The following is a 20,362-nucleotide window of genomic DNA, read 5'->3' on the forward strand; positions in this document are numbered from 1 at the left end:
TGTGCGTAGTCTATCGATAATCGAAAAACGTTCTTTCTTTAAGACCATTCCTTCCCGTGTAGATTTGGATTGCGCTTTTTTAAATATTCCACCTGTGCTTTCAAATAGGCATTTTCTTCTTCTATACTATTAAAATGCTTTCGCTTCCATATGCCACGTTGATCTTCAAACGATTGTCCTTTTTCGTAACGTTTCACCCATTCAACAATTTGAGCGTCACTTTTAATTCCTAACTGTGCTCGAATGAATTGTAATGTTTTTCCTTCCTCTAATCGAAGTCGAACGGCTTCTTGTTTTACTTCTTCTGTATATGTTTGAAATGATTGTCCTTTTTTCGCCATAAAAAAATCCCCTCCAGATAAACAATATTAAGTCCATCATACCAGATGGACTCTTTTTTACTGTCTACCTAAATGGGATAATACCACTTTTTAGGAAAAGGGACTCTCTTTTCTTATTTATGATTCACATACGTATCAAACCATAAGTTGATATATCCAGCTGTAATACATATTAAACATTTTTCAGTCATCGGTGTTACCACAGCACGCCATTTATCAGCAGCATCTAGAAACGACTTTTTCGTTTTTTTGTTAACAATTAATGGAGAATTTATATATTTAGAAGGAAAAACAGAAATGAAATATTACATATTACATTATTTTATATAAATAATTATGTTATTCTTTTAAATGGAATATATAAATGGAGGAAATATGATGAACAAGAAATCAAAATTTACCCAAATGATGCTCGGTATTAGTACAGTGGCCTTATCATTTGGAAGTATTCAAACACAAGTATCAGCGGAAGAAAAAGCACCTTATAATGTGTTACAAGTGAAACCAACTGGGATCGGAACTTCAAAAGATGAACTTGCCCATTCTACAAAAGCAGATGAAACATTGTCTTATGAAGAACGTTTAAAAGTGAACGATTTTTCACAACGTCCAGCTCCAGTCGTGAAACGAGCAGCGGCAAAACAAGCTCAGCAAAAGTATTCTTTAGCAGAGCTAAATAGAATGAGTAATGACGAATTCATCGATACATTGGGGAAAATTAGTTGGAATCAAATTACAGATTTAGATCAATTTAATCAAGAAACAAAAGCGTTTTATCAAAATAAAGAGCGAATACAGCTTATTATTGATGAATTAGGTCGTCGTGGAAGCACATTTACAAAAGATGATACAAAAGGGATTGAGACGTTTGCTGAAATATTACGTTCCGTATCTTATGTAGGTTTTAATAATAAAGAGGTAAGCTATTTAAATGAGCGAAGCTTCCACGATAAATGTTTACCTGCATTAAAAGCAATTGCAAAAAATCCGAATTTTAAATTTGGTACAGATAAACAGGATGCAGTGGTATCTGCATATGGTAAATTAATTAGAAACGCTTCTTGTGATGCTGAAATAGTTCAATATGCGGCGAATATATTAAAGCAATATAACGATAATATTTCCACATATATAAGTGACAAGAAGAAAGGGGACGCCTTGTATGAGCTTATACAAGGGATTGATGATGATATACAGTCTTACTTGTTTGATACACGTAAAAAAGCGGATGAAACAATATGGTATGGAAAAATTGATGGTTACATAAATGAAGTTAGTCGAATGGCTCTTCTGAATGATGGGAAAAAAGAAAATAGCTGGTTAATTAATAATGGTGTTTATTATACTGGTCGTTTAGGGAATTTCCATAGTAATTCAAATAAACCTTTAGAAGTACTTACACAAGCAATGAACATGTACCCTCGTTTAAGTGAAGCTTATTTTACTGCGGCAGAGCAAATTTCAACGAACTACGGTGGAAAAGATTATTACGGAAATACAGTAGATTTAAAGAAAATCCGTGAAGAAGGCCAAAAGCAGTACTTACCAAAAGCGTATACATTCGATGACGGTGCTATTGTATTTAAAACAGGAGATAAAGTAACGGAAGAAAAGGTTAAGAGACTATATTGGGCTGCTAAAGAAGTAAAAGCGCAATATCATCGTGTAATTGGAAAAGATGGAGCGTTAGAGCCAGGGAAAGCTGATGATGTACTGACAATCGTAATTTATAATAATCCAGATGAATATAAAAAAAATAGCCAACTATATGGCTATGACACGAATAATGGTGGACTTTATATTGAAGGAATCGGAACGTTCTTTACATTTGAGCGTACACCACAGCAAAGTAGTTATACTTTAGAAGAATTGTTCCGTCATGAATTTACACATTATTTACAGGGAAGATACGAAGTTCCAGGATCATGGGGACAAGGGGCAATGTATCAAAATCAACGGTTGACTTGGTTTGAAGAAGGAAATGCAGAATTTTTTGCGGGATCTACTCGTACGAATAATGTTGTTCCACGCAAAAGTGTGATTAGAGGATTATCATCTGATTCTGCACAGCGTTATACAGCAGAACGAACATTATTTTCGAAATATGGAGACGGACCAGATAAATGGGACTTTTATAATTATTCTTTTGCACTGCAGTCTTACTTATATGCTCATCAATTTGAAACTTTCGATAAGATTCAAGATTTAATTCGTGCAAATGATGTGAATGGTTATGATGCATATCGTGAAGCTTTAAGTAAGGATCCAAATTTAAATAAAGGATACCAAGATTATATGAAGCAGTTAGTTGATAATCAGGGTACATATAATACCCCGCAAGTATCAGATGATTATTTAGCTGACCATGCACCAAAGCCATTAGCTGAGGTAAAGAAAGACATTACAGATGTAGCAAAGATAAAAGATGCAACGATTACAAAGCATAAGTCTCAATTTTTTGATACGTTCACATTAGAAGGAACATATACAGGTGGCGTAACAAAAGGAGAATCTGAGGATTGGAAAGCGATGAGCAAGCAAATCAATCAATCTTTAGAAAAGTTAGCGCAAAAAGAATGGAGCGGCTACAAAACAGTTACAGCATATTTTGTCAATTATCGTGTGAATGCGAACAATCAATTTGAATACGATGTTGTATTCCATGGCGTTGCAACGGGAGAAGAAGAAAAACAGGCTATTAAAGTAAACATGAATGGACCATACAATGAGATAGTAAATGAAAAAGTTGAGTTTCATAGCGATGGTACAGAAAGCACAGGCGGAAAAATTGTTTCTTATCTTTGGGATTTTGGGGATGGTACAACAAGTACAGAAGCAAATCCTACCCATGTATATGGGAAAGAGGGAACATATACTGCAAAGTTAACAGTGAAAGATAATAAAGGAAAAGTAGGCCGAGCACAAACAACGGTTACCGTAAAAAAAGATGAGCCAGCAGGTCATAACTATCAAGAGGCAAAGGTACTTAGTTTTAATAAGCTTTCAAAAGGAAATATGGATAGACCTAATATGGCGTATATGTACACATTCAATGTCACATCTCCAAAAAAAGTAGATATTTCCTTTATAGATGAACAGGGGATTGGGATACAATGGGATGTATATCACGAATCAGATCTAGGAAATCCTGTCATTACAGGTCAAGCGGATGGAAATAATATAAAAGGGGAATTTGAAGCGAGACCTGGAAAGTACTACGTAGTTGCATTTTTTGAAAAGGAAAACGGAAAGGGAACATATTCATTATTAGTAAAATAAATCTTGTAACTTTAATTTTTAAGAGGAGCCTATCACTATGGGCTCCTTCTGTTCTTTTTTGGAGGGTCTGTCTAGGAGTTTTTTCTCAAGATAAAACAAATGAAAATTGCGAATAAATAATTCTTGAAAGAGGTGAAACATACATACAAAGAGTCTATCACATCGCCATTAAACCAAGAAATTCATTGTTCCGCAAAATGAAAATGAATTGAATTTTTATAAATAACTGTAGAATGATAAAATTTTCGTTTTGGGGGCATTTCAAAATCTTAGCTTGATGGCGATGTGGTGCTATCCAAAATATATCTTGCGCAAGGGGCAACAAATTTACTTTCTAGATGCAGAGTGCCGAAAAAAGTGAAGTACACAAAAAATAACTCCAAAATCAACTTTTATTGTATATTTTGGGGTTGCTTTACGTTTACCGTCTACAGATAGCGCTGTTCTTTTTTGTATGAATTTTATAATTAAATGTCCCGAATTTTCTGTGTAAATTTTCTAAAACTTCAGGTAGAAGGTTGTGTACTATTATCACTAGAATTATATAAAAGTGTTAAAAAATATAGAAATGTGTCAAAAAAAATAGGGATGGGGAGTGGTATTTTTGAAAAAGAAGATTTTATCTTCAACATTGGCTTTATCTGTGGCTTTAGGGGCATTTGCGACATTAGGCACGTCACGTACCTATGCAGCAGAGCAAAAAATTCAATACAACCAAGAATTTCAGACACCATCTTATATTGGGGAAGAGTGGAAAGCACCGGAAGGACTAGATAAAAAAGAAACGGTGTTCGAGTATTTAAAGAGTAAGAAAGACATGTTTCAATTAGCAGGAAATATGGAGAAACATTTTGAAATCGTTAGAGAAGAAAAAGACGCAGAAGCAGAAACAACGCATGTGAGGCTTATTGAAAAATATAATGGTGTTCCAGTATATGGATCTGATCAAACAGTAGCACTTGATAAAAATAATAATGTGAAAGCATTTTTTGGACAAGTTATCCCGAATTTAGAAAATAAAAATATCTCATCAACTGCAAGTATTTCAGAAGATGAGGCTGTAAATATTGCGAAAGCTGGTATTGAGAAAGAGATTGGAAAAGTAGATAACTATGATGGTATTAAGAAAGATTTATACGTATATGAAAAAGATGGACAATATTTTCTTTCCTATCTTGTAAAAGTGTCTGTTTCAAAACCAGCATCAGGCTACTGGCATTATTTTATTGATGCAACAAATGGAAATGTGATCAATAAATATAATGCAGTCGATCATATTACTGGTTTTGGATATGGTGTTTTAGGAAACAGACAATCATTTGAAATTGTTCAAAATGAAAAAACAGGTGCATTTCATTTATTTGATGGCAAACGTGGAAACGGTGTTTATACGTTTGATTGGAGAAATTTGTATAACTACCTTTATGATTCACCATCACAAGGACTGGGATATACGGGTTATGAAATTGAAAGTAAGTTCAAGTTCTTTGAAGATAAAGCAGGTGTTGATGCACATGTAAATGCAGAAAAAGTATACGACTATTATAAGAAAACATTTAATCGTAATTCCTATGACAACAAAGGAGCAAAGTTACGTTCTGTTGTTCACGTAGGAGAAAACTGGAATAACGCTAGTTGGAACGGTGTGTATATGTCGTATGGTGATGGAGATGGAAAATTATTTATTCCATTTTCTGCGAGCTTAGATGTTGTTGCCCATGAGTTAACACATGCTGTAACAGAGCATACAGCAAATTTAGAGTATCAAGATGAGTCTGGTGCATTAAACGAATCATTTTCGGATATTTTCGGTGCGATGGTAGACCGTGATGATTGGGAGGCGGGAGAAGATATTTATACACCGGATATAGCAGGAGATGCGATGCGTTCCTTAAGTAATCCTGCTTCTATTCCCAATCCATTAGAACCAACTCAAGGTTATCCAGATCATTATAGAAAATATTATCCTGGCCCATATGATAATGGCGGTGTTCATATTAACAGTAGTATTAATAATAAAGCAGCATATTTATTGTCAGAAGGTGGCTGGCATTATGGTGTGGAAGTAAATGGCGTTGGCCGCGAAGCTACAGAAAAAATTTACTATCGTGCCCTTACCAAATATTTAACTGCAAAATCTAATTTTAAAATGATGCGCCAAGCTGCACTTCAAGCCGCAGAAGATTTATATGGTAAAAACTCTAAAGAAGTACAAGCTGTAGCGAAGGCCTATGATGCAGTTGGTATAGAATAAGACATGAAAAAAGACCTGATATATAATGTCAGGTCTTTTCTTGCTGATCAATCGCGAATGCCCAGTGCAATTTTCGCTACGCCTTTATAAACTTATAAAGTATTCATTAAACGATAGTGTAAATCTAGGCATTACCATCATATTTTAATCAAACTTTTTTATAAACACTATGACTTTATTTTTTAATTGATAATCCATATACAAGTGTTTCGCTAGGAGTCGTAATACTAAAACCTGTCGTTTTATAATCAAGTTTTAATGTATTTCCTATATAGTCTTTTGTAAAATCATCTATTTGAATAATAAGGCTTTCATCTTCATAAGCGATTTCATTTGGATTATATGCATCAAAAATTAAGTCAACATCAACAAATATACTACAAGAATTTGTCATTGTACCTCGAATCCGTATGATGTTTTTGTTATTTGTGTTTGATTTATGTAATACGGCTTTTGCCTCATCAGTTACGCGAATGTTCATAGAATCCCTACCTTTGTTTATAGTTCTTATTCTATTATTGCAAAAACATGAGAAATAGGGAAGTAAAGGGTTTCAATGAATGATAAGCATATAGGGATTACGACTTGAAAAGTAAGGATGGAACTATAAATGTTTGTGTTAAGCATAGATCGTCATCACTTATTTTCTCAACTTCTTGATACTTTATCTCATTCTTTTGGTAGAACTTTTTCCAGAAGTTCACCGCTGTTTTATTGTTCTTTAATTGCATTACATAATAGGTTCCTTTGTGCTGATTTAAAAGTTCTAAAATTGCTAACTCTGCTATCTTATTTCCACGATAGGCTTTTAATAAGAAAAGGTCGTTAATACAGTAGTCTGTCTCAGGTGCGGTAAACGGCGATTTTGTAAACAAGAGAAATCCGACATATTTTTCTTCATATGTAATGAAGTATGGAGAAAGCTCATCTCGGTTACAAATAAGTTCAAAAGCATCAAATTCAAAAAATCCATTCTCATTTGGATGAAGGGTTGGGGAGAATTCGGATAAATCATGTAAATATAGAGCGTAGAAATTTTTTAATATTTCTAGATGTTCTGTAGAAACGGTTTCTAATGTAACTTTCATTTTAATCCCACCTTTTGTAGAAATAACTCCTTTGTAATGTAGATGTTTTTGGAATTTTTCTTATTCATTTCGATGCTCCAGCGGATAATATCTTCTATTTAAGGGAATAAACGGGTTCTGGAATATAGAAGTTTACTTCAGATTGTTTTTGTAATTTGTATAAGGCGGATGCATCATGGATCCTATAAGGACATGTAGTCTTTCTGTTTCAAATTGAGAATTTACAAATATGTCGAATGTTGAATTTCTTACATGTAATACACTATTCGACATAATATGAATATATCCTTTGAATATGAAGGATTCATTCCAATAAAAAAAGGTCAGCAAACATTGTATGTTTGCTGACCTTTATAACTTAAAGTTCACATTTATCAAGAGGAATTACTTTTGTTTTCTTAGTAAATTTATATCCTAACCACATCGCAAGGAAGAGAGGTAAACCGATGTAAGAAACGAGTACACCATTCCAATCGATAGATTCTCCCATAAATGCACCGTAGTTTTGTCCAAGAATAACAATTACGCAAAGTACAAATGCGAAGATTGGGCCAAATGGGAACCATTTTGCTTTATAAGGAAGGTCATTTAAATCTTTACCTTGCGCGATGTATGCTTTACGGAAACGATAATGACTGACCGCGATTCCAACCCATGCGATAAAGCCAGACATTCCAGAAGCATTCAATAGCCAAACATATACAACGCCATCGCCATATAAAGAGGCTAAGAAAGCTGCGCTTCCAACTAATGAAGTGGCAATCAAGGCGTTTACTGGTACACCACGGCTATCTAGTTTACCTAAAAATTTTGGTGCTTTTCCTTGACGTGCTAAGTCCCAAAGCATACGAGTACAAGCATACATACCAGAGTTACCAGCGGATAAAACTGCAGTTAAAATAACAGCGTTCATAACAGAAGCGGCAAATGCAATTCCTGCTTTTTCAAAAACAAGTGTAAAGGGACTTACTGTTACATCACTAGCTGCAAGACTATCAGTTGTATAAGGGATTAATAGACCGATAACAAGAATTGCTAAGATGTAGAATAATAGTATGCGCCAAAAGATGGAGCGAATTGCTTTTGGAATACTACGTTCTGGATCAGCTGTTTCACCAGCAGCTACACCTAATAATTCAGTTCCTTGGAATGAGAAACCAGCGGCCATAAATACACCGATGATTGCCATGATGCCACCATTAAATGGTGCATCTGCAACCGTGAAGTTTTTAAAACCTACCGCTTCACCACCCATGATGCCGAAAATCATCATAAATCCAACGATTAAAAAGATAATAACAGTTACTACTTTAATAAGAGCGAACCAATACTCGGCTTCACCAAATCCTTTAACGGATAAATAATTTATAAGAAACATAAGAACTAAACAAAGGCCACTCCAAACTAAAGAAGGGGTATTTGGAAACCAAAACTTCATAATTAATGTAACTGCTGCTAGTTCAGCTGCAATAGTAATTGCCCAGTTATACCAATAATTCCAGCCGAGTGCAAATCCAAGTGATGGATCGACAAATTTTGTTGCGTATGTGCTAAATGAGCCGGTGACAGGCATATACGCTGCCAATTCAGCTAAACTTGTCATTAAAAAGTAAACCATAATGCCGATTGCTGCGTATGCTAAGAGAGCTCCGCCAGGTCCTGCCGCATGAATGACACCGCCACTAGCAAGAAAGAGCCCGGTACCAATTGTACCGCCGAGAGAAATCATTGTAAGGTGGCGAGATTTTAATCCGCGCCTTAGTTCACCTTTTTCTTGTGTAGATTGTGTTTTAGAGGTAGCTTGATCCGCTATGCTATTCATGTTCAACACTCCTTTTCTTGTAAGATTAGGAAGGAACGGGGGAAGAAAAATACAAAAAACCGCCAAAGGAATTTGGCGGAACGTTTCACAAATAACCACCCCATCATACCCTTCCGTTAAGATAGCACCCCACGTTTACACGGTATTTTGTAAACGTGACAGTTCTGTTCCTATTCGGAGACAGCCCCAGCTCATACTTCCAGAGAAGAAATACAAACTTCGGCAGCATTTCCTTTTAAACGGAGTCATTAACATTCTCTGTGTCTTATCCGTTTTACTAATAAATGCCGCAACCTCTACCTCATCGGATTGATGAGGATTTATTCATTGCATTGATTTTTAATATATGGCAATTGTAATTAGTTTCTGAAAATATTGCAAGGAATTTTTGTAGGAATATATCAAAAACAATCGGTTATTGTATAGGAAACGTTTTCAAAACTCCGCCCGAACCAACTTACTGAATATGTAAAAAGATGAAGAAAAAATTGTTATACAAATGTTTCGCAAAAAGATATGAAAAATCCTCTAAATATTGAAAGAAAATTCAGAAAAATAAATTCGACATTATTTACGTAAAAGCAATGAGGCATGAATGCATGAAGCTTAGAAGCCAAAAAGGAAGTTATGCGAGATACGGTTAAAGCTGTAAGGAAAAGGATTTAAAGAACATAAAAGAAATGAAAAAGGTAAGCAAATTTATTCATTTGCTTATCTTTTTCATTTCATACCATATATCCATTTTGATTTTCTAACATATTCTCTTTTTGTTTTCATTTGGCATAGGGAAGGAAGAGGATCTGACCGCTTCTATCTAAGAGGAAAGGTTTTATGCCGTTTTTTTAAGTTGTATTTTTATTGTCTCTGTTTCAAGGTAAAACTCGTTTTGGATCAGCTGAATATCCAACATTTTGTTTTGCAGATTCAGAATGGTTTCGAATTGAAATGAAAAGTGCAATGATAACCACAAGACCTACCGCAATATAGGAAAGAGTAATAATTGTTGAATCTACTTTAAATGACGTAAGCAGCGTCCGGATATTTGTGAAAATAATGAGTCCACCAACGAGTACACCAAGTAAATGTGAAGGAACAATTCGCACTAACCATGCAGCGATTGGAGCTGCGAGAATGCCGCCAAGCATAAGGGCAAATACCCAAAACCAGCTTACTTGTTCCCAGCCTAATGAAATGAAAAATCCAATAGTAGCAGCTAATGATACTGGAAATTCACTTGTATCTACAGAGCCAATGACTTTTCGTGCTTCATTTCCTCGTGCGAGAAGTACTGGTGTAGTGATAGGTCCCCAGCCACCTCCACCAGTTGAATCAACAAAACCAGCAAACAATCCGAGCGGAATAAGTTGCTTAGCAGACATACGTTTATTTGATCGGACAATTTGTTTTTGAATAATAAATCGTAATAAAATATAGATACCTAAAGTAAATAAAAAGAGTGAAATGTACGGTTTAATTAAATTACCTGGTAAATTGCTTAAAAAACAAGCACCGACAAAAGCGCCAATTGCACCTGGTAATGTGAGTCTGGAAACGGTATATTTATCAACATTTCCAAATCGGATGTGAGATACGCCAGAAGCCGCGGTTGTAACAACTTCCGCTAAATGAACGGATGCGGAAGCAACAGCAGGTGCAATTCCGAACATTAATAATAATGAAGAAGATGTTACCCCATATGCCATCCCAAGTGCTCCGTCAATCAGTTGAGCAAAAAAACCAATAATAGCAAAGACAATTAATTTCTGCATGTATAATCCCCCTGTAAAATAATAAATAAAAAGGCTCTTTTCTCTAGTGAGAAAAGAGCCTTTGGTTTTTCCAATCAGCTTAATGTTAATTTTTTATTATTATAATGCATATTAATCTTATAAAGCAACTAGGTTTTAAAAAGTTTTTTAAATTGAACGAAATAACGGAATTATTATATAATTAAAAGATGTAAATAAGAGGAGGAAGAAATCATGTTAGCATTTGATCATCTTGTTCATATTGTTGGCTGTACACCAAAAGAAGCTGAAAAACAAATGAAGGAACGCGGGTTCCATACGGTGCAAGGCGGAGAACATACGAACTGGGGAACATGGAATAGTTTAAGTTATTTTGACTTATCTTATATTGAATTTTTAGCAGTGCAACATGAAGATAAAGCGAAGCAAGCGGACAATCCACTCGTTCAGGAAACTGTAGAGAAATTACAAGATAGAGAAGGAATGCTGCAAATTGCTCTTCGTACCAATCATATCGAAGCACTAGCTGTACAGCTCGCCGAAAAAGGTTTGCAAGTAAAAGGACCATTTGAAGGAATGCGAATGAGAAATGACGGTTATCTTATAAAATGGAAAATGTTATTTGTGGAACAGGAAGAGAGCAGTCCGAAATTACCTTTCTTTATACAGTGGGAAGAATCTGATGAGAATAGAAGGTTAGATTTACAAAAAGTAGGTGTCATTGCCTCACATAGAAACGAGGTAAAAGAAATTCAGACAATATACTATGCAGTGAAAAATGTACGTGAAACAGTAGATAGATGGAAAGAGATACTTGAAGTACAAGTGACTTCACCAGAAAATCATAGGGATTGGAATGCACTTTGTCAGAGCATTTTACTTGGAAATGTAAATGTGCAGTTTTGTGAACCTATTGGTGAAGGATTTGTACAAGAACAGTTATTCAAACATGGGGAATATCCTTTTGCTGTTGAATTTCAAGGGACGAATAAGCAGAAGAACAGAACAGATGTGTTAGGTAGTTCATACATATATTAATCGGGAGAATCTATATGAAAGAAGTGTTAATGGAATTAGAAAAACAATTAAATTGGCCTCGCGCAGTAAAGTGTACTGCTATTTCAAAAGGTTTTTCGCAAGATCAAAAGTATAAAATTGAATTAGCCAATCATGAACGCTATTTTATAAAAGTGTGTGATATTTCAACTCGTGAACGTAGGCTTGAAGAATATGAATATATGAGCCGTTTTGAATTATTAGGGTTGCCAATGCCTAAATTACTTCATTTCGTAAATCTTATTCCATTCAATCAATGTGTACAAGTATTTGAATGGATTGAAGGAGACGACGGGAAAGATATACTTGGTATATTGACTGAGAAAGAGCAATATTTAGCTGGAAAACGGGCGGGAGAAGTATTAAAAACAATTCATACAGTGAAGAAAAAGAAAGTAGAAGAATCTTGGGAAATGTTAAGGTGGAATAAATATGAGAGATACTTGCAAGCATTAGAAGAATATGAGACGGATTTTATTGACATAAAACCAGTGTTAAGCTTTGTGGAAAATCATAAAAATTTATTACATGCTCGTCCTATCGTATTTTTACATGATGATTTTCATCCAGCGAATCTCATGCTTCATCATAAAGAATTTCATGCTGTTATCGACTTTGCAAGATTTGATTTTGGAGATCCTATTCATGATTTTTACAAGGTGCCTTTGTTTACAGTCGATATCAGTATACCGTTTGCGGTTGGACAAGTTCATGGGTATTGTGATGGTGAGCCATCACTTCATTTTTGGAAACTATATGCATTGTATGCAGCAATGATTTTTCCAGCGGATATTGTGTGGACAAATCGAATCACACCTAATTTGCTAGAAGAAATGAAAATGAGGTTAAGACGGATTTTAGAAGAACATAATGGTTTTACATCCTATACCCCAAATTGGTATAAATCTTTTGATAAAAATATAATAAATATAGAATAATTGGAGGTACTCATATGGATAAAATAGCAGTTATTTCAGATATTCATGGTAATATTCCTGCGCTAGATGCAGTTCTTAAAGATATCAAATTAAGAGGGATAGAACGTATTATGTGCTTAGGTGATCTGGTAGGGAAAGGGCCACATTCTAGTGAAGCAATTGAGATTATTCGGAAAGAATGTGAACATGTTGTGATGGGAAACTGGGATGATTTTATAACAAAGCCTACTGAGTCTGAGACATTAGAGTGGCATCAAAAGCAATTATCAGAACAGCAGCGGAATTATTTAAGGGGATTGCCATTTTCAATTGAATTTATCATGAGTGGGAAACTAATTAGAATGTTCCATGCATCACCTAGAAGTCTATATGAAAGAGTTCAGCCCGGAGCTCCAATAGAACAACGTGTTAGTTTATTTGAAAATAGTAATCTTACAGAAAACATTGAAGGTGAAAGGAAACCGGATGTCGTTTGCTACGGAGATATACATCAAGCTTATGTGCAAAATTTTCGTGGGAAAACGTTGTGTAATGCAGGAAGTGTGGGTAACCCGCTTGAGATTACACAAGCCTCTTATTTGATTTTTGAAGGTGTATATGGCCAAAAAGAGGCAGCAAGTTTTTCAATTCAACTTGTGCGAGTTCCTTATGATATAGAGCTTGCAATCCGATTGGCTAGGGAAGAAGAAATGCCTGAGATTGATGCGTACATACAAGAATTGACAACAGCTAAGTATCGGGGATTAAAGTGAAATTAGACAAAATATATTCGATACATTAATATACAGTTCTGTATACATACTTAAAAACATTAATAGGGGGGATATTCTAAAATGATTATTTAGAATATTTTAAAAAGTCAGGATGGATGATAGGGAGAGTAATTATAGCTTCTAAATAGAAAGAATTAGAAATAGCAAAATCATTAGATGCAATGATTTTGCTCCTAATAGGCAGGGTTAAAATCATTAGGTTAGGTTGAAAGCTTATGTCAAGGTGATAGTTACTCTAATAAATGATGAAATATACTAAAAACTAACGAGGGAATAGGGATGAAAATACAATTAAAGGCGGATTTAATGTTACTATTGGTTACATTTTTTTGGGGGGCATCCATCTTACTTACAAAAGTTGGTCTTAATTACATGCAGGAATATAATTTAATCGCATTACGTTTTATTATTGCTTTTCTTTTGTCAGGTATAGTGTTTTATAAGCATTTAATCAAAATTGATTTTAGAACTATTAAATATGCTTGTCTATTAGCTGCTATCTTATTTATAGTTTATATTTTTGCGACTTTTGGTACAAAGTATACATCGGTTTCTAATGCTGGTTTTTTAATGAGTCTTACAGTGATATTTATTCCAGTATTATCATCTATCTTTTTAAAACAAAGGCCTGATAAAAAAGTTATGTTGGGAGTTGTTTTCACAATAGTAGGGATAGGGTTATTAACGTTAAATAGCCAATTAAAAATAGGTTATGGCGATATATTATGTATTTTATGTGCTCTATTTTATGCAGTCCATATCATCATTACTGGAACAATAACGAAGCAGGTTAATTCAATTAGCCTTGGAGTTTTACAACTGGGCTTTGTCGGTCTATTTAGTATTATTTTCTCAATGTTTATGGAAAATCCTAAACTTCCTAGTACTGTTGAATCATGGTTTTCAATTTTAGTATTAAGTATATTCTGTACAGGAATGGCTTTTATTGTTCAAATCATTGCACAGCAATATACGAGTCCTACACATACAGGTCTTATTTTTTCATTAGAACCTGTTTTTTCAGCAGGTTTTGCTTTCTTTTTCACAGGTGAAACTCTCACAGCTAAAGGTTATTTAGGTGCAACTCTTATATTATTAAGTGTAGTAATCGCTGAACTAGATTTTAAAAGTTTATTAAAAACAAATTCTAAAAAAGTATAGGATAGATGTTTTTTAGAATACGTTCAAGTTGAGAATATTCATTTATATCATTTTGATTATAGTAACAAAAAGGTGTTTTCGCGTCTAGAAAGCACCTTTTTAGTCTAAAGTATTTTTTTATGAAGCATCCATACTGAATACGTTGTTTTTTATTTTTGGCAAAACTTGATAGCGGCATGTAAACGAGAAATTCCATCCTCTATTTGATTGGTATTTACTTTTCCATATGATAAACGAACATATCCGTCTTTGGCACCAAAAATACTGCCAGGCATAAATGCTACTTGTTGTTTTAAACTTTGCATAATAAGCTGTTTTTCGTTAATAGGATCCTTTAATTTTCCCCATATGTAAATCCCACCACTTGGGGTTGAAAAAGAAATTTTATCTTGAAGATAGTAGTTTAAGGAATCGACAAGGGTATCTCTTTTTTGTACGAGCTGTCTTCGTAATTGTTCCATATGCGTATCAAAAGGAACGGTCTCAAAAAATTGTTGCATGAGCCACTGAGGGAAAATGCTAAGTCCTAATTCCATTTGATGCCGTGCATCTGCTAATCTTTCCACTACTGATTGCGGAGCAACAAGCCACCCAACGCGAAGGCCGGGCGCGATCATTTTTGATAGTGAATGGACATAAATGACGGTGCCATTTTCATCAATTGATTTTAATGTTGGACAAGGTTTTTTATTTTCTAACGTTAGTAAACTAGATGGATCATCTTCAACAATTGGGATACGTAAGTCTGCACATAAAGATAAAAGTTTTTTTCTCCGATTTGGATGAAGCATTGTTCCTGTTGGGTTCTGGAAATTTGGATTTAAAAAAATCATTTTAATCCGGTGCTTTCGATATAGCTCATGCACATCTTCCGGATTCACTCCATATTCATCAACAGGTAACGGGAAAATACGAATCCCGGCTGATTGAAAGAGAGGTAATGAATAACAATGAGATGGGCTTTCAAATGCTACCGCATCACCGGGATTTAATAAACATTGCACAATGAGATGAAGTGCTTGTTGGGCCCCAGATGTAATCATAATTGATTGTTCTGTTGCATCAATTTTTAGATAATCTCTCATATATTTCGCTGCTGCTTGTCTTAATGGTAGATAGCCTTGTGGATGATCATAGCTAAGTGATTGAGTTAAAGGCTGCTCACGTAATATACTTTGTAACTGTTCATGGGGAAACAAGTTACAACCAAGTTCTCCATTCGCGAAATCAATGATATTTTCATTTTGCTGGACTTGTTCTCGAATATGTCGAAGTAGGGGTAAATTAGGTAAAAAAGTACCACCTTCTACGAATCCTCTCCAGTTTGGTGTTAGTGTTGGAGAAACGCCCCACATATGTGTACTTACACGTGTACCTCTTCCAGTTGTGCTGTCCACAATTCCCATAGCACGCAGTTCATTATAAGCAGTTGTAACAGTACTTCGGTTTACATTTAGTTGGATTGCTAATTTTCGTTCCGAAGGGAGAAAGCTACCAGGAGGAAGCTCTCCATACATAATACGTCTTTCAATAAAATCAACAACTTGTTGATAAATTGGGATCTTGCTGTCGGTATCTAACTTCCACTCCATTTATAACGTCCCCTTATTCTTTATCTAGTTTCATTATAACAAATTGGCTGGGTGAAAAAACAGCCAATTGGACGGTGTGATATCCAGCCAATTTTACTATGCTAGGGTAGTGGAAGGGGAGATTCAAATGAAACGATGGCAAATGGAATGGCTCCTAATAGCTGTTGCTTTAGTATGGGGAGCAAATTATACAATTGGCAAATATGGAGTGGCTTATATGTCATCCATTCAATTTAATAGCTTACGATTTTTAATAGCATCTCCAGTATTATTATTAATTACATTTTTTATGGAAAGATCGTTACGTATTGAGAAGAAAGATTGGTTAAGGTTACTAGTCGTGGGGATAGTTGGTACTACACTTTATCAAACATTATTTATGTTATCTGTAAAATATACATCAGCAACAAATGCGTCACTATTAATTGCGATGTCACCTATATTTACAGGGATTTTAGCAGTGTTGCACAAACAAGAACGTTTTTCGATGAAAATTCAGATCGGTTCCTTATTATCATTTAGTGGGGCAGCGCTTGTTTTATTAACAGGGCATACGAATCAATCTACATATGAGTATGCTTGGCTTGGAAATCTAATTGGATTAGTTGCTGCGATTGCTTGGGGATGGTATCCAATTCTTGCACAACCACTTATTACAAAATATTCGGCAATGCGAGTAACATCTTGGTCTACATTAATTGGAATCGTACCGCTCGTTATATATTGTTTATTCAATATCAATACATTATCATGGCCAACAGATACATTAAGCTGGGGATCATTAGGTTATTCGATTGTATTTGCAACAGTCTTTGGACTAGCGATGTGGTACGTTGGTATTAGTAAAATTGGTTCAACAAAAGTAATGGTATATATGTATCTCGTGCCATTGTTTGCAGTGATTTTCGCTGCAGTAACAATTGGAGAAAGAATGAATATGATGCAATTGTTCGGCGGATTCGTTATATTTATCGGCTTGTACGTAGTGAAAAAAGGAACAGTAAAAAAGCCAGCTTTCGATTTGAAAAAAGTGAGTTAATGATAAAAACGTCCTCTTTCTGTAGAAATGGGACGTTTTTATTTTATGAATGATAAGGCTTGTTGCACAGCCCACTGCTGATGTTCGTGTATAAGTAAATTTTGTGCTTGATAAGGAGAAAGCCAATGTAAAATATGATCCTGTTCAGAAATAGTATTTTCTGTTTTTAACTTTTTACAAATGTAAAAATATCCATTGTTTAAATAGTATGTATTTTCATTTTCAGCATAAAAATATCGCTCAGCATTGCCAATATAGTGCTGAATTTCAATATCCCATCCTAGCTCTTCTACAAGTTCACGACGTAAACATAATTCTTTTGTTTCGCCTTGCTCCTTGCCACCCCCAGGTAAAAAATATCGAGTTCCTTTTTTGATAATTGCTATTTTCGTATAATGGCTATTGAAGATAACAGCATAGCAACTAGGACGTAATATATAGTTGTGGTTCTCCTTTGTATAACCAAAAGTAGGCTTTCGCTCCATATAGAAATCCCCCATTACATAATAAATATATATTGTAAAAAATATCCTAATTAAAAGGCGTTATAGTAAGTATAAATGGCATATATAGGAGAGAGCAACAGGTATGTACAATCGAAAGTGTTCACGTTGTAAAGAGGTTACCGGAACAGCGTATAGTGGCAAAAAAATTCAAGATCTAGTAGTAAAGCCCACCTTTTTGGAAATGAACCAATGGTAATGAGGTTCCAATCAAAATGTTTCATTCCTTTTGTACGTAAGCATACTTTAAAAGCTATATAAACAAAACAACGCCATTTTATAGATGGTGTTTTAGAGCAATTATTTATTGCAAAATGCAAATGATCATTTACATTTTGTTGTCAATCATTTACAATGGTGGTAGAAAATGAAGAAAGGGAAATTGTGATGCTTGAAAACAGAGTTAGAGAATTACGGGCACGATTTAGGTGGACTCAGCAAGATTTGGCTGATGCAGTTGGAGTGACAAGGCAGACAATCGGATTAATTGAAAAAGGTGATTATTCTCCATCTGTCACTATGGCGTTAAAAATAGCTGCTGCGTTTCAGGTTACTGTAGAAGATGTTTTTTATTTAAATGGAGAGGAATGATTATGATGAAACATATTTTAAAATCTCCGCTTCTAGGCGCGAGTTTATTTGTATTAATCATTGCATTTTTACTGTTTTCTCTTATGAACACACAGGTCGTTCTGGCTAGATTGTGTTTTGGGATTTTGGTAATGTTTACTTTTTTGTGGTTCATTCTTACAAAGTATTATAATCGAAAGAATTCTGATGATAGGATTAGACTATTTGGATTTACACCGTCCGAATTTCGTGAAATAGATGAAGGTCAACAATGGGTAACCTATAAGGCTTGCAGGAATGTGTATATTTACTATAGCTTTGCACTTCCAGTAACGGCGGGAATTTGCTTCCTCTTTTCTCATCATATTCTTGTTCCATTAATGTGTATTGGTGTACTGGGTGTAGGGCAATACATTGTCTATTGGTTAACTACTATTCGTGTTTTAAATCGTATTTAATCTGAACGAAAAAGGAGGGGGAACAGGTATGGTGGAGTGGGCTCAAAATGCAGGTGAATTATGGCAATATTTAGTTGTATTTTTATTAGCTTTTGCACCATGGATGGATGTGTCAATCGTTGTACCACTCGGTATCGCATGGGGATTACAACCATTTGCAGTAGGACTTATGGCGTTTGCAGGGAATCTTATCTTGGTTCTATTACTAGGCTTTTTCTTTAAGCAGTATGCAAAATGGCAAGCAGCAAGAAAGTTAAAAAAAGGTATAACAACACCTTCTAAAAAAGAAACCAGATCAAGACGAATATGGGAACGATATGGTATTCCAGGTTTGGCTCTGCTAGCTCCAATTCTCGTAGGAACTGATATTGCAGCCGTATTAGCTTTAACATTTGGATCTAATCGGACACACGTCATAAGTTGGATGACGATTAGTCTAGCTGTATGGACAGTCATTTTTGTAGTAGCTTCGATGTATGGATTTAGCTTGTTAAATATTATTTAGGATAATATAAAAATTTTATGTAATGTACATCTTTTCGCTTTCGTACAGAAGTGACTTTTACGGTGCTTTTTCCGCATAAAACATTCGTGTACATAGTCGTAATAATAATTGGAGAAATCCATGTTTAAAAAACGCCTCCTTATCGTAAATGTCTAATCGTCAATACATGCTATTCGTTGAGTAAAAAGTACGTTTGGACATTACGTAAAAGGGGATGTTTTTATGTTTAAACTATAATTATACAGATTTAAAGAATTATAATACTTTTATAAGTGTTGTTTCAACTTATCAACATCATTCGTAAACTCATTAATCTCATCTTTTAACTCTGTTCGATAAATCTCCATATTTTTGTTGTCCAGTAACTCATTTAAACGAGTTTTTATAAAATCAATACTTGTATTTTTTTCAATAAGTAACAATGCAAAGTTAACATAAATACAACATTCCTCTGTTTCAGTATATTCATCTGAGGATTCATGATCATGTGGTAATGCATAAAAAGTATCTCTTATTGCATATTTTGTCCCAATATGAAGGCTGTCATATGTATTAATAACTGCTTCCTTTATTTCATCGTATCTTAAATCCACTTTCTCTCCTCCAAATTTCGTTATTTTGTATATATATTAAGCTGAATGTTAGGATATTCTTTCCTAAATTCTAAAATAATATTACTACGACTTTGGCAAGCATCGAGTTCTGTATATAAATCTATTTTCCCAAAAATACTAGAAGCTATATCTTCTAGTATTTTTGCCTCTGTATCATAAAATCTATCAAATTTAGCAGTATCCAGTTTAGAGGCATATGGCTCCTGATTTTTTAAAATACGTTCTGGCCTATGTATTTGTATTACTCTGCAAACATACCGCTAAATTCCGCTGATAATAACAAGAATACTACGATTTTTATATCATGGATAATGTAATTGGATTAAGAAGGGCTATATCATAGCATACTGCGTAAAGATAAAAAGAGAATACTTAACAGTTACTGTATATTCAAAAACAATATGCTAGTAAAATTAATGGGAATAGCGGAAATGGAAAAATAAAAGGTGACTTGTGGTGACCAAAATAAATGAGCGTAATTATATACGCTCATTTACATTGTTATATTCACTATAAACGTTGGAATATCGTACTTGTGACGGATATTTATAAATGTTACGTTATGCTGGCGAGTCACTTTTCGAATCACTTTACAAACAACTTTTCCGCATATTTTTGATA

Annotated in this window: 18 protein-coding genes, 2 pseudogenes and 1 riboswitch; of the genes and pseudogenes, 10 read left to right on the forward strand and 10 right to left on the reverse strand. The window is 34.5% G+C overall.

Going from position 1 to position 20,362, the window contains the following annotated elements; translation table 11 throughout:
- A pseudogene (locus tag M014_RS0117340) lies at nt 1-341 on the reverse strand (transposase); the annotation flags it as partial.
- A gap of 113 nt (nt 342-454) precedes the next feature.
- Nucleotides 455-601: pseudogene (locus tag M014_RS29285) on the reverse strand (phospholipase); the annotation flags it as partial.
- A gap of 118 nt (nt 602-719) precedes the next feature.
- Here M014_RS29285 and colA point away from each other — a divergent pair.
- A complete protein-coding gene (gene colA, locus M014_RS0117345) occupies nt 720-3,620 on the forward strand; it encodes a collagenase ColA (RefSeq protein ID WP_026592849.1) in 2,901 nt (966 codons plus the stop codon).
- A 604-nt stretch (nt 3,621-4,224) separates the two neighbouring features.
- Nucleotides 4,225-5,874: a M4 family metallopeptidase gene (locus tag M014_RS0117350; RefSeq protein WP_026592850.1), complete on the forward strand. Its 1,650-nt coding sequence runs from the start codon at nt 4,225-4,227 to the stop codon at nt 5,872-5,874.
- A 175-nt stretch (nt 5,875-6,049) separates the two neighbouring features.
- Here the strand turns inward: M014_RS0117350 and M014_RS0117355 are convergent, their stop codons facing one another.
- The 4 genes from M014_RS0117355 to M014_RS0117370 all read right to left on the reverse strand — a co-directional run bounded on the left by M014_RS0117355 (nt 6,050) and on the right by M014_RS0117370 (nt 10,553).
- The gene (locus M014_RS0117355; protein WP_026592851.1) at nt 6,050-6,355 is read right to left on the reverse strand and encodes an iron-sulfur cluster biosynthesis family protein; all 306 of its coding nucleotides are present in this window, start codon (nt 6,353-6,355) and stop codon (nt 6,050-6,052) included.
- Between the two features lie 97 nt (nt 6,356-6,452).
- The gene (locus M014_RS0117360) at nt 6,453-6,962 is read right to left on the reverse strand and encodes a GNAT family N-acetyltransferase (protein WP_026592852.1); all 510 of its coding nucleotides are present in this window, start codon (nt 6,960-6,962) and stop codon (nt 6,453-6,455) included.
- Between the two features lie 358 nt (nt 6,963-7,320).
- On the reverse strand, nt 7,321-8,784 hold the full coding sequence (locus M014_RS0117365; protein ID WP_026592853.1) for an amino acid permease: 1,464 nt from the start codon (nt 8,782-8,784) through the stop codon (nt 7,321-7,323).
- A 114-nt stretch (nt 8,785-8,898) separates the two neighbouring features.
- Nucleotides 8,899-9,091, reverse strand: a riboswitch (Lysine riboswitch).
- Between the two features lie 562 nt (nt 9,092-9,653).
- The gene (locus tag M014_RS0117370; RefSeq protein ID WP_026592854.1) at nt 9,654-10,553 is read right to left on the reverse strand and encodes a sulfite exporter TauE/SafE family protein; all 900 of its coding nucleotides are present in this window, start codon (nt 10,551-10,553) and stop codon (nt 9,654-9,656) included.
- Nucleotides 10,554-10,766: 213 nt separating this feature from the next.
- Between M014_RS0117370 and M014_RS0117375 the strand changes: the two genes are divergently transcribed.
- The 4 genes from M014_RS0117375 (at nt 10,767) to M014_RS0117390 (ending at nt 14,460) form a co-directional block, all read left to right on the forward strand.
- Nucleotides 10,767-11,570, forward strand: a complete 804-nt coding sequence (locus M014_RS0117375) for a VOC family protein (protein ID WP_026592855.1) — start codon at nt 10,767-10,769, stop codon at nt 11,568-11,570.
- 14 nt (nt 11,571-11,584) lie between these two features.
- Nucleotides 11,585-12,526, forward strand: coding sequence for an aminoglycoside phosphotransferase family protein (locus M014_RS0117380; protein ID WP_026592856.1), 942 nt, complete (start codon nt 11,585-11,587; stop codon nt 12,524-12,526).
- Between the two features lie 14 nt (nt 12,527-12,540).
- Nucleotides 12,541-13,278, forward strand: coding sequence for a metallophosphoesterase family protein (locus M014_RS0117385; protein ID WP_026592857.1), 738 nt, complete (start codon nt 12,541-12,543; stop codon nt 13,276-13,278).
- Between the two features lie 300 nt (nt 13,279-13,578).
- Nucleotides 13,579-14,460 (forward strand): DMT family transporter, encoded by an 882-nt coding sequence (locus M014_RS0117390; protein WP_026592858.1) that lies wholly within the window; start codon nt 13,579-13,581, stop codon nt 14,458-14,460.
- A gap of 149 nt (nt 14,461-14,609) precedes the next feature.
- On the opposite strand, the gene pdxR is transcribed toward M014_RS0117390, so the two are convergent.
- Complete coding sequence (pdxR, locus tag M014_RS0117395) at nt 14,610-16,052, reverse strand: MocR-like pyridoxine biosynthesis transcription factor PdxR (RefSeq protein ID WP_026592859.1); 1,443 nt, start codon at nt 16,050-16,052, stop codon at nt 14,610-14,612.
- Between the two features lie 127 nt (nt 16,053-16,179).
- On the opposite strand from pdxR, the gene M014_RS0117400 reads away from it, so the two are divergent.
- Nucleotides 16,180-17,091, forward strand: a complete 912-nt coding sequence (locus M014_RS0117400; protein WP_026592860.1) for a DMT family transporter — start codon at nt 16,180-16,182, stop codon at nt 17,089-17,091.
- A gap of 38 nt (nt 17,092-17,129) precedes the next feature.
- On the opposite strand, the gene M014_RS0117405 is transcribed toward M014_RS0117400, so the two are convergent.
- Nucleotides 17,130-17,576, reverse strand: coding sequence for an NUDIX hydrolase (locus tag M014_RS0117405; RefSeq protein ID WP_026592861.1), 447 nt, complete (start codon nt 17,574-17,576; stop codon nt 17,130-17,132).
- A 402-nt stretch (nt 17,577-17,978) separates the two neighbouring features.
- Here M014_RS0117405 and M014_RS0117410 point away from each other — a divergent pair, with 402 nt between their 5' ends.
- From M014_RS0117410 to M014_RS0117420, 3 genes are read left to right on the forward strand one after another with little or no spacing between them, the layout of a single operon-like run.
- On the forward strand, nt 17,979-18,185 hold the full coding sequence (locus tag M014_RS0117410) for a helix-turn-helix transcriptional regulator (protein WP_026592862.1): 207 nt from the start codon (nt 17,979-17,981) through the stop codon (nt 18,183-18,185).
- A 2-nt stretch (nt 18,186-18,187) separates the two neighbouring features.
- Nucleotides 18,188-18,622, forward strand: coding sequence for a hypothetical protein (locus M014_RS0117415; RefSeq protein WP_026592863.1), 435 nt, complete (start codon nt 18,188-18,190; stop codon nt 18,620-18,622).
- A gap of 28 nt (nt 18,623-18,650) precedes the next feature.
- Nucleotides 18,651-19,127, forward strand: coding sequence for a small multi-drug export protein (locus M014_RS0117420; RefSeq protein WP_026592864.1), 477 nt, complete (start codon nt 18,651-18,653; stop codon nt 19,125-19,127).
- A 266-nt stretch (nt 19,128-19,393) separates the two neighbouring features.
- Here M014_RS0117420 and M014_RS0117425 read toward each other — a convergent pair whose 3' ends face one another.
- Together M014_RS0117425 and M014_RS30190 are read right to left on the reverse strand one after the other, a co-directional pair.
- Nucleotides 19,394-19,720 (reverse strand): hypothetical protein, encoded by a 327-nt coding sequence (locus tag M014_RS0117425; protein ID WP_026592865.1) that lies wholly within the window; start codon nt 19,718-19,720, stop codon nt 19,394-19,396.
- Nucleotides 19,721-19,740: 20 nt separating this feature from the next.
- Nucleotides 19,741-19,983 (reverse strand): deaminase domain-containing protein, encoded by a 243-nt coding sequence (locus tag M014_RS30190; RefSeq protein WP_081811074.1) that lies wholly within the window; start codon nt 19,981-19,983, stop codon nt 19,741-19,743.
- Nucleotides 19,984-20,362: the final 379 nt, after the last annotated feature.

The organism is Bacillus sp. UNC437CL72CviS29 (assembly GCF_000482345.1).
GTDB classification, from domain to species: domain Bacteria; phylum Bacillota; class Bacilli; order Bacillales; family Bacillaceae_G; genus Bacillus_A; species Bacillus_A arachidis.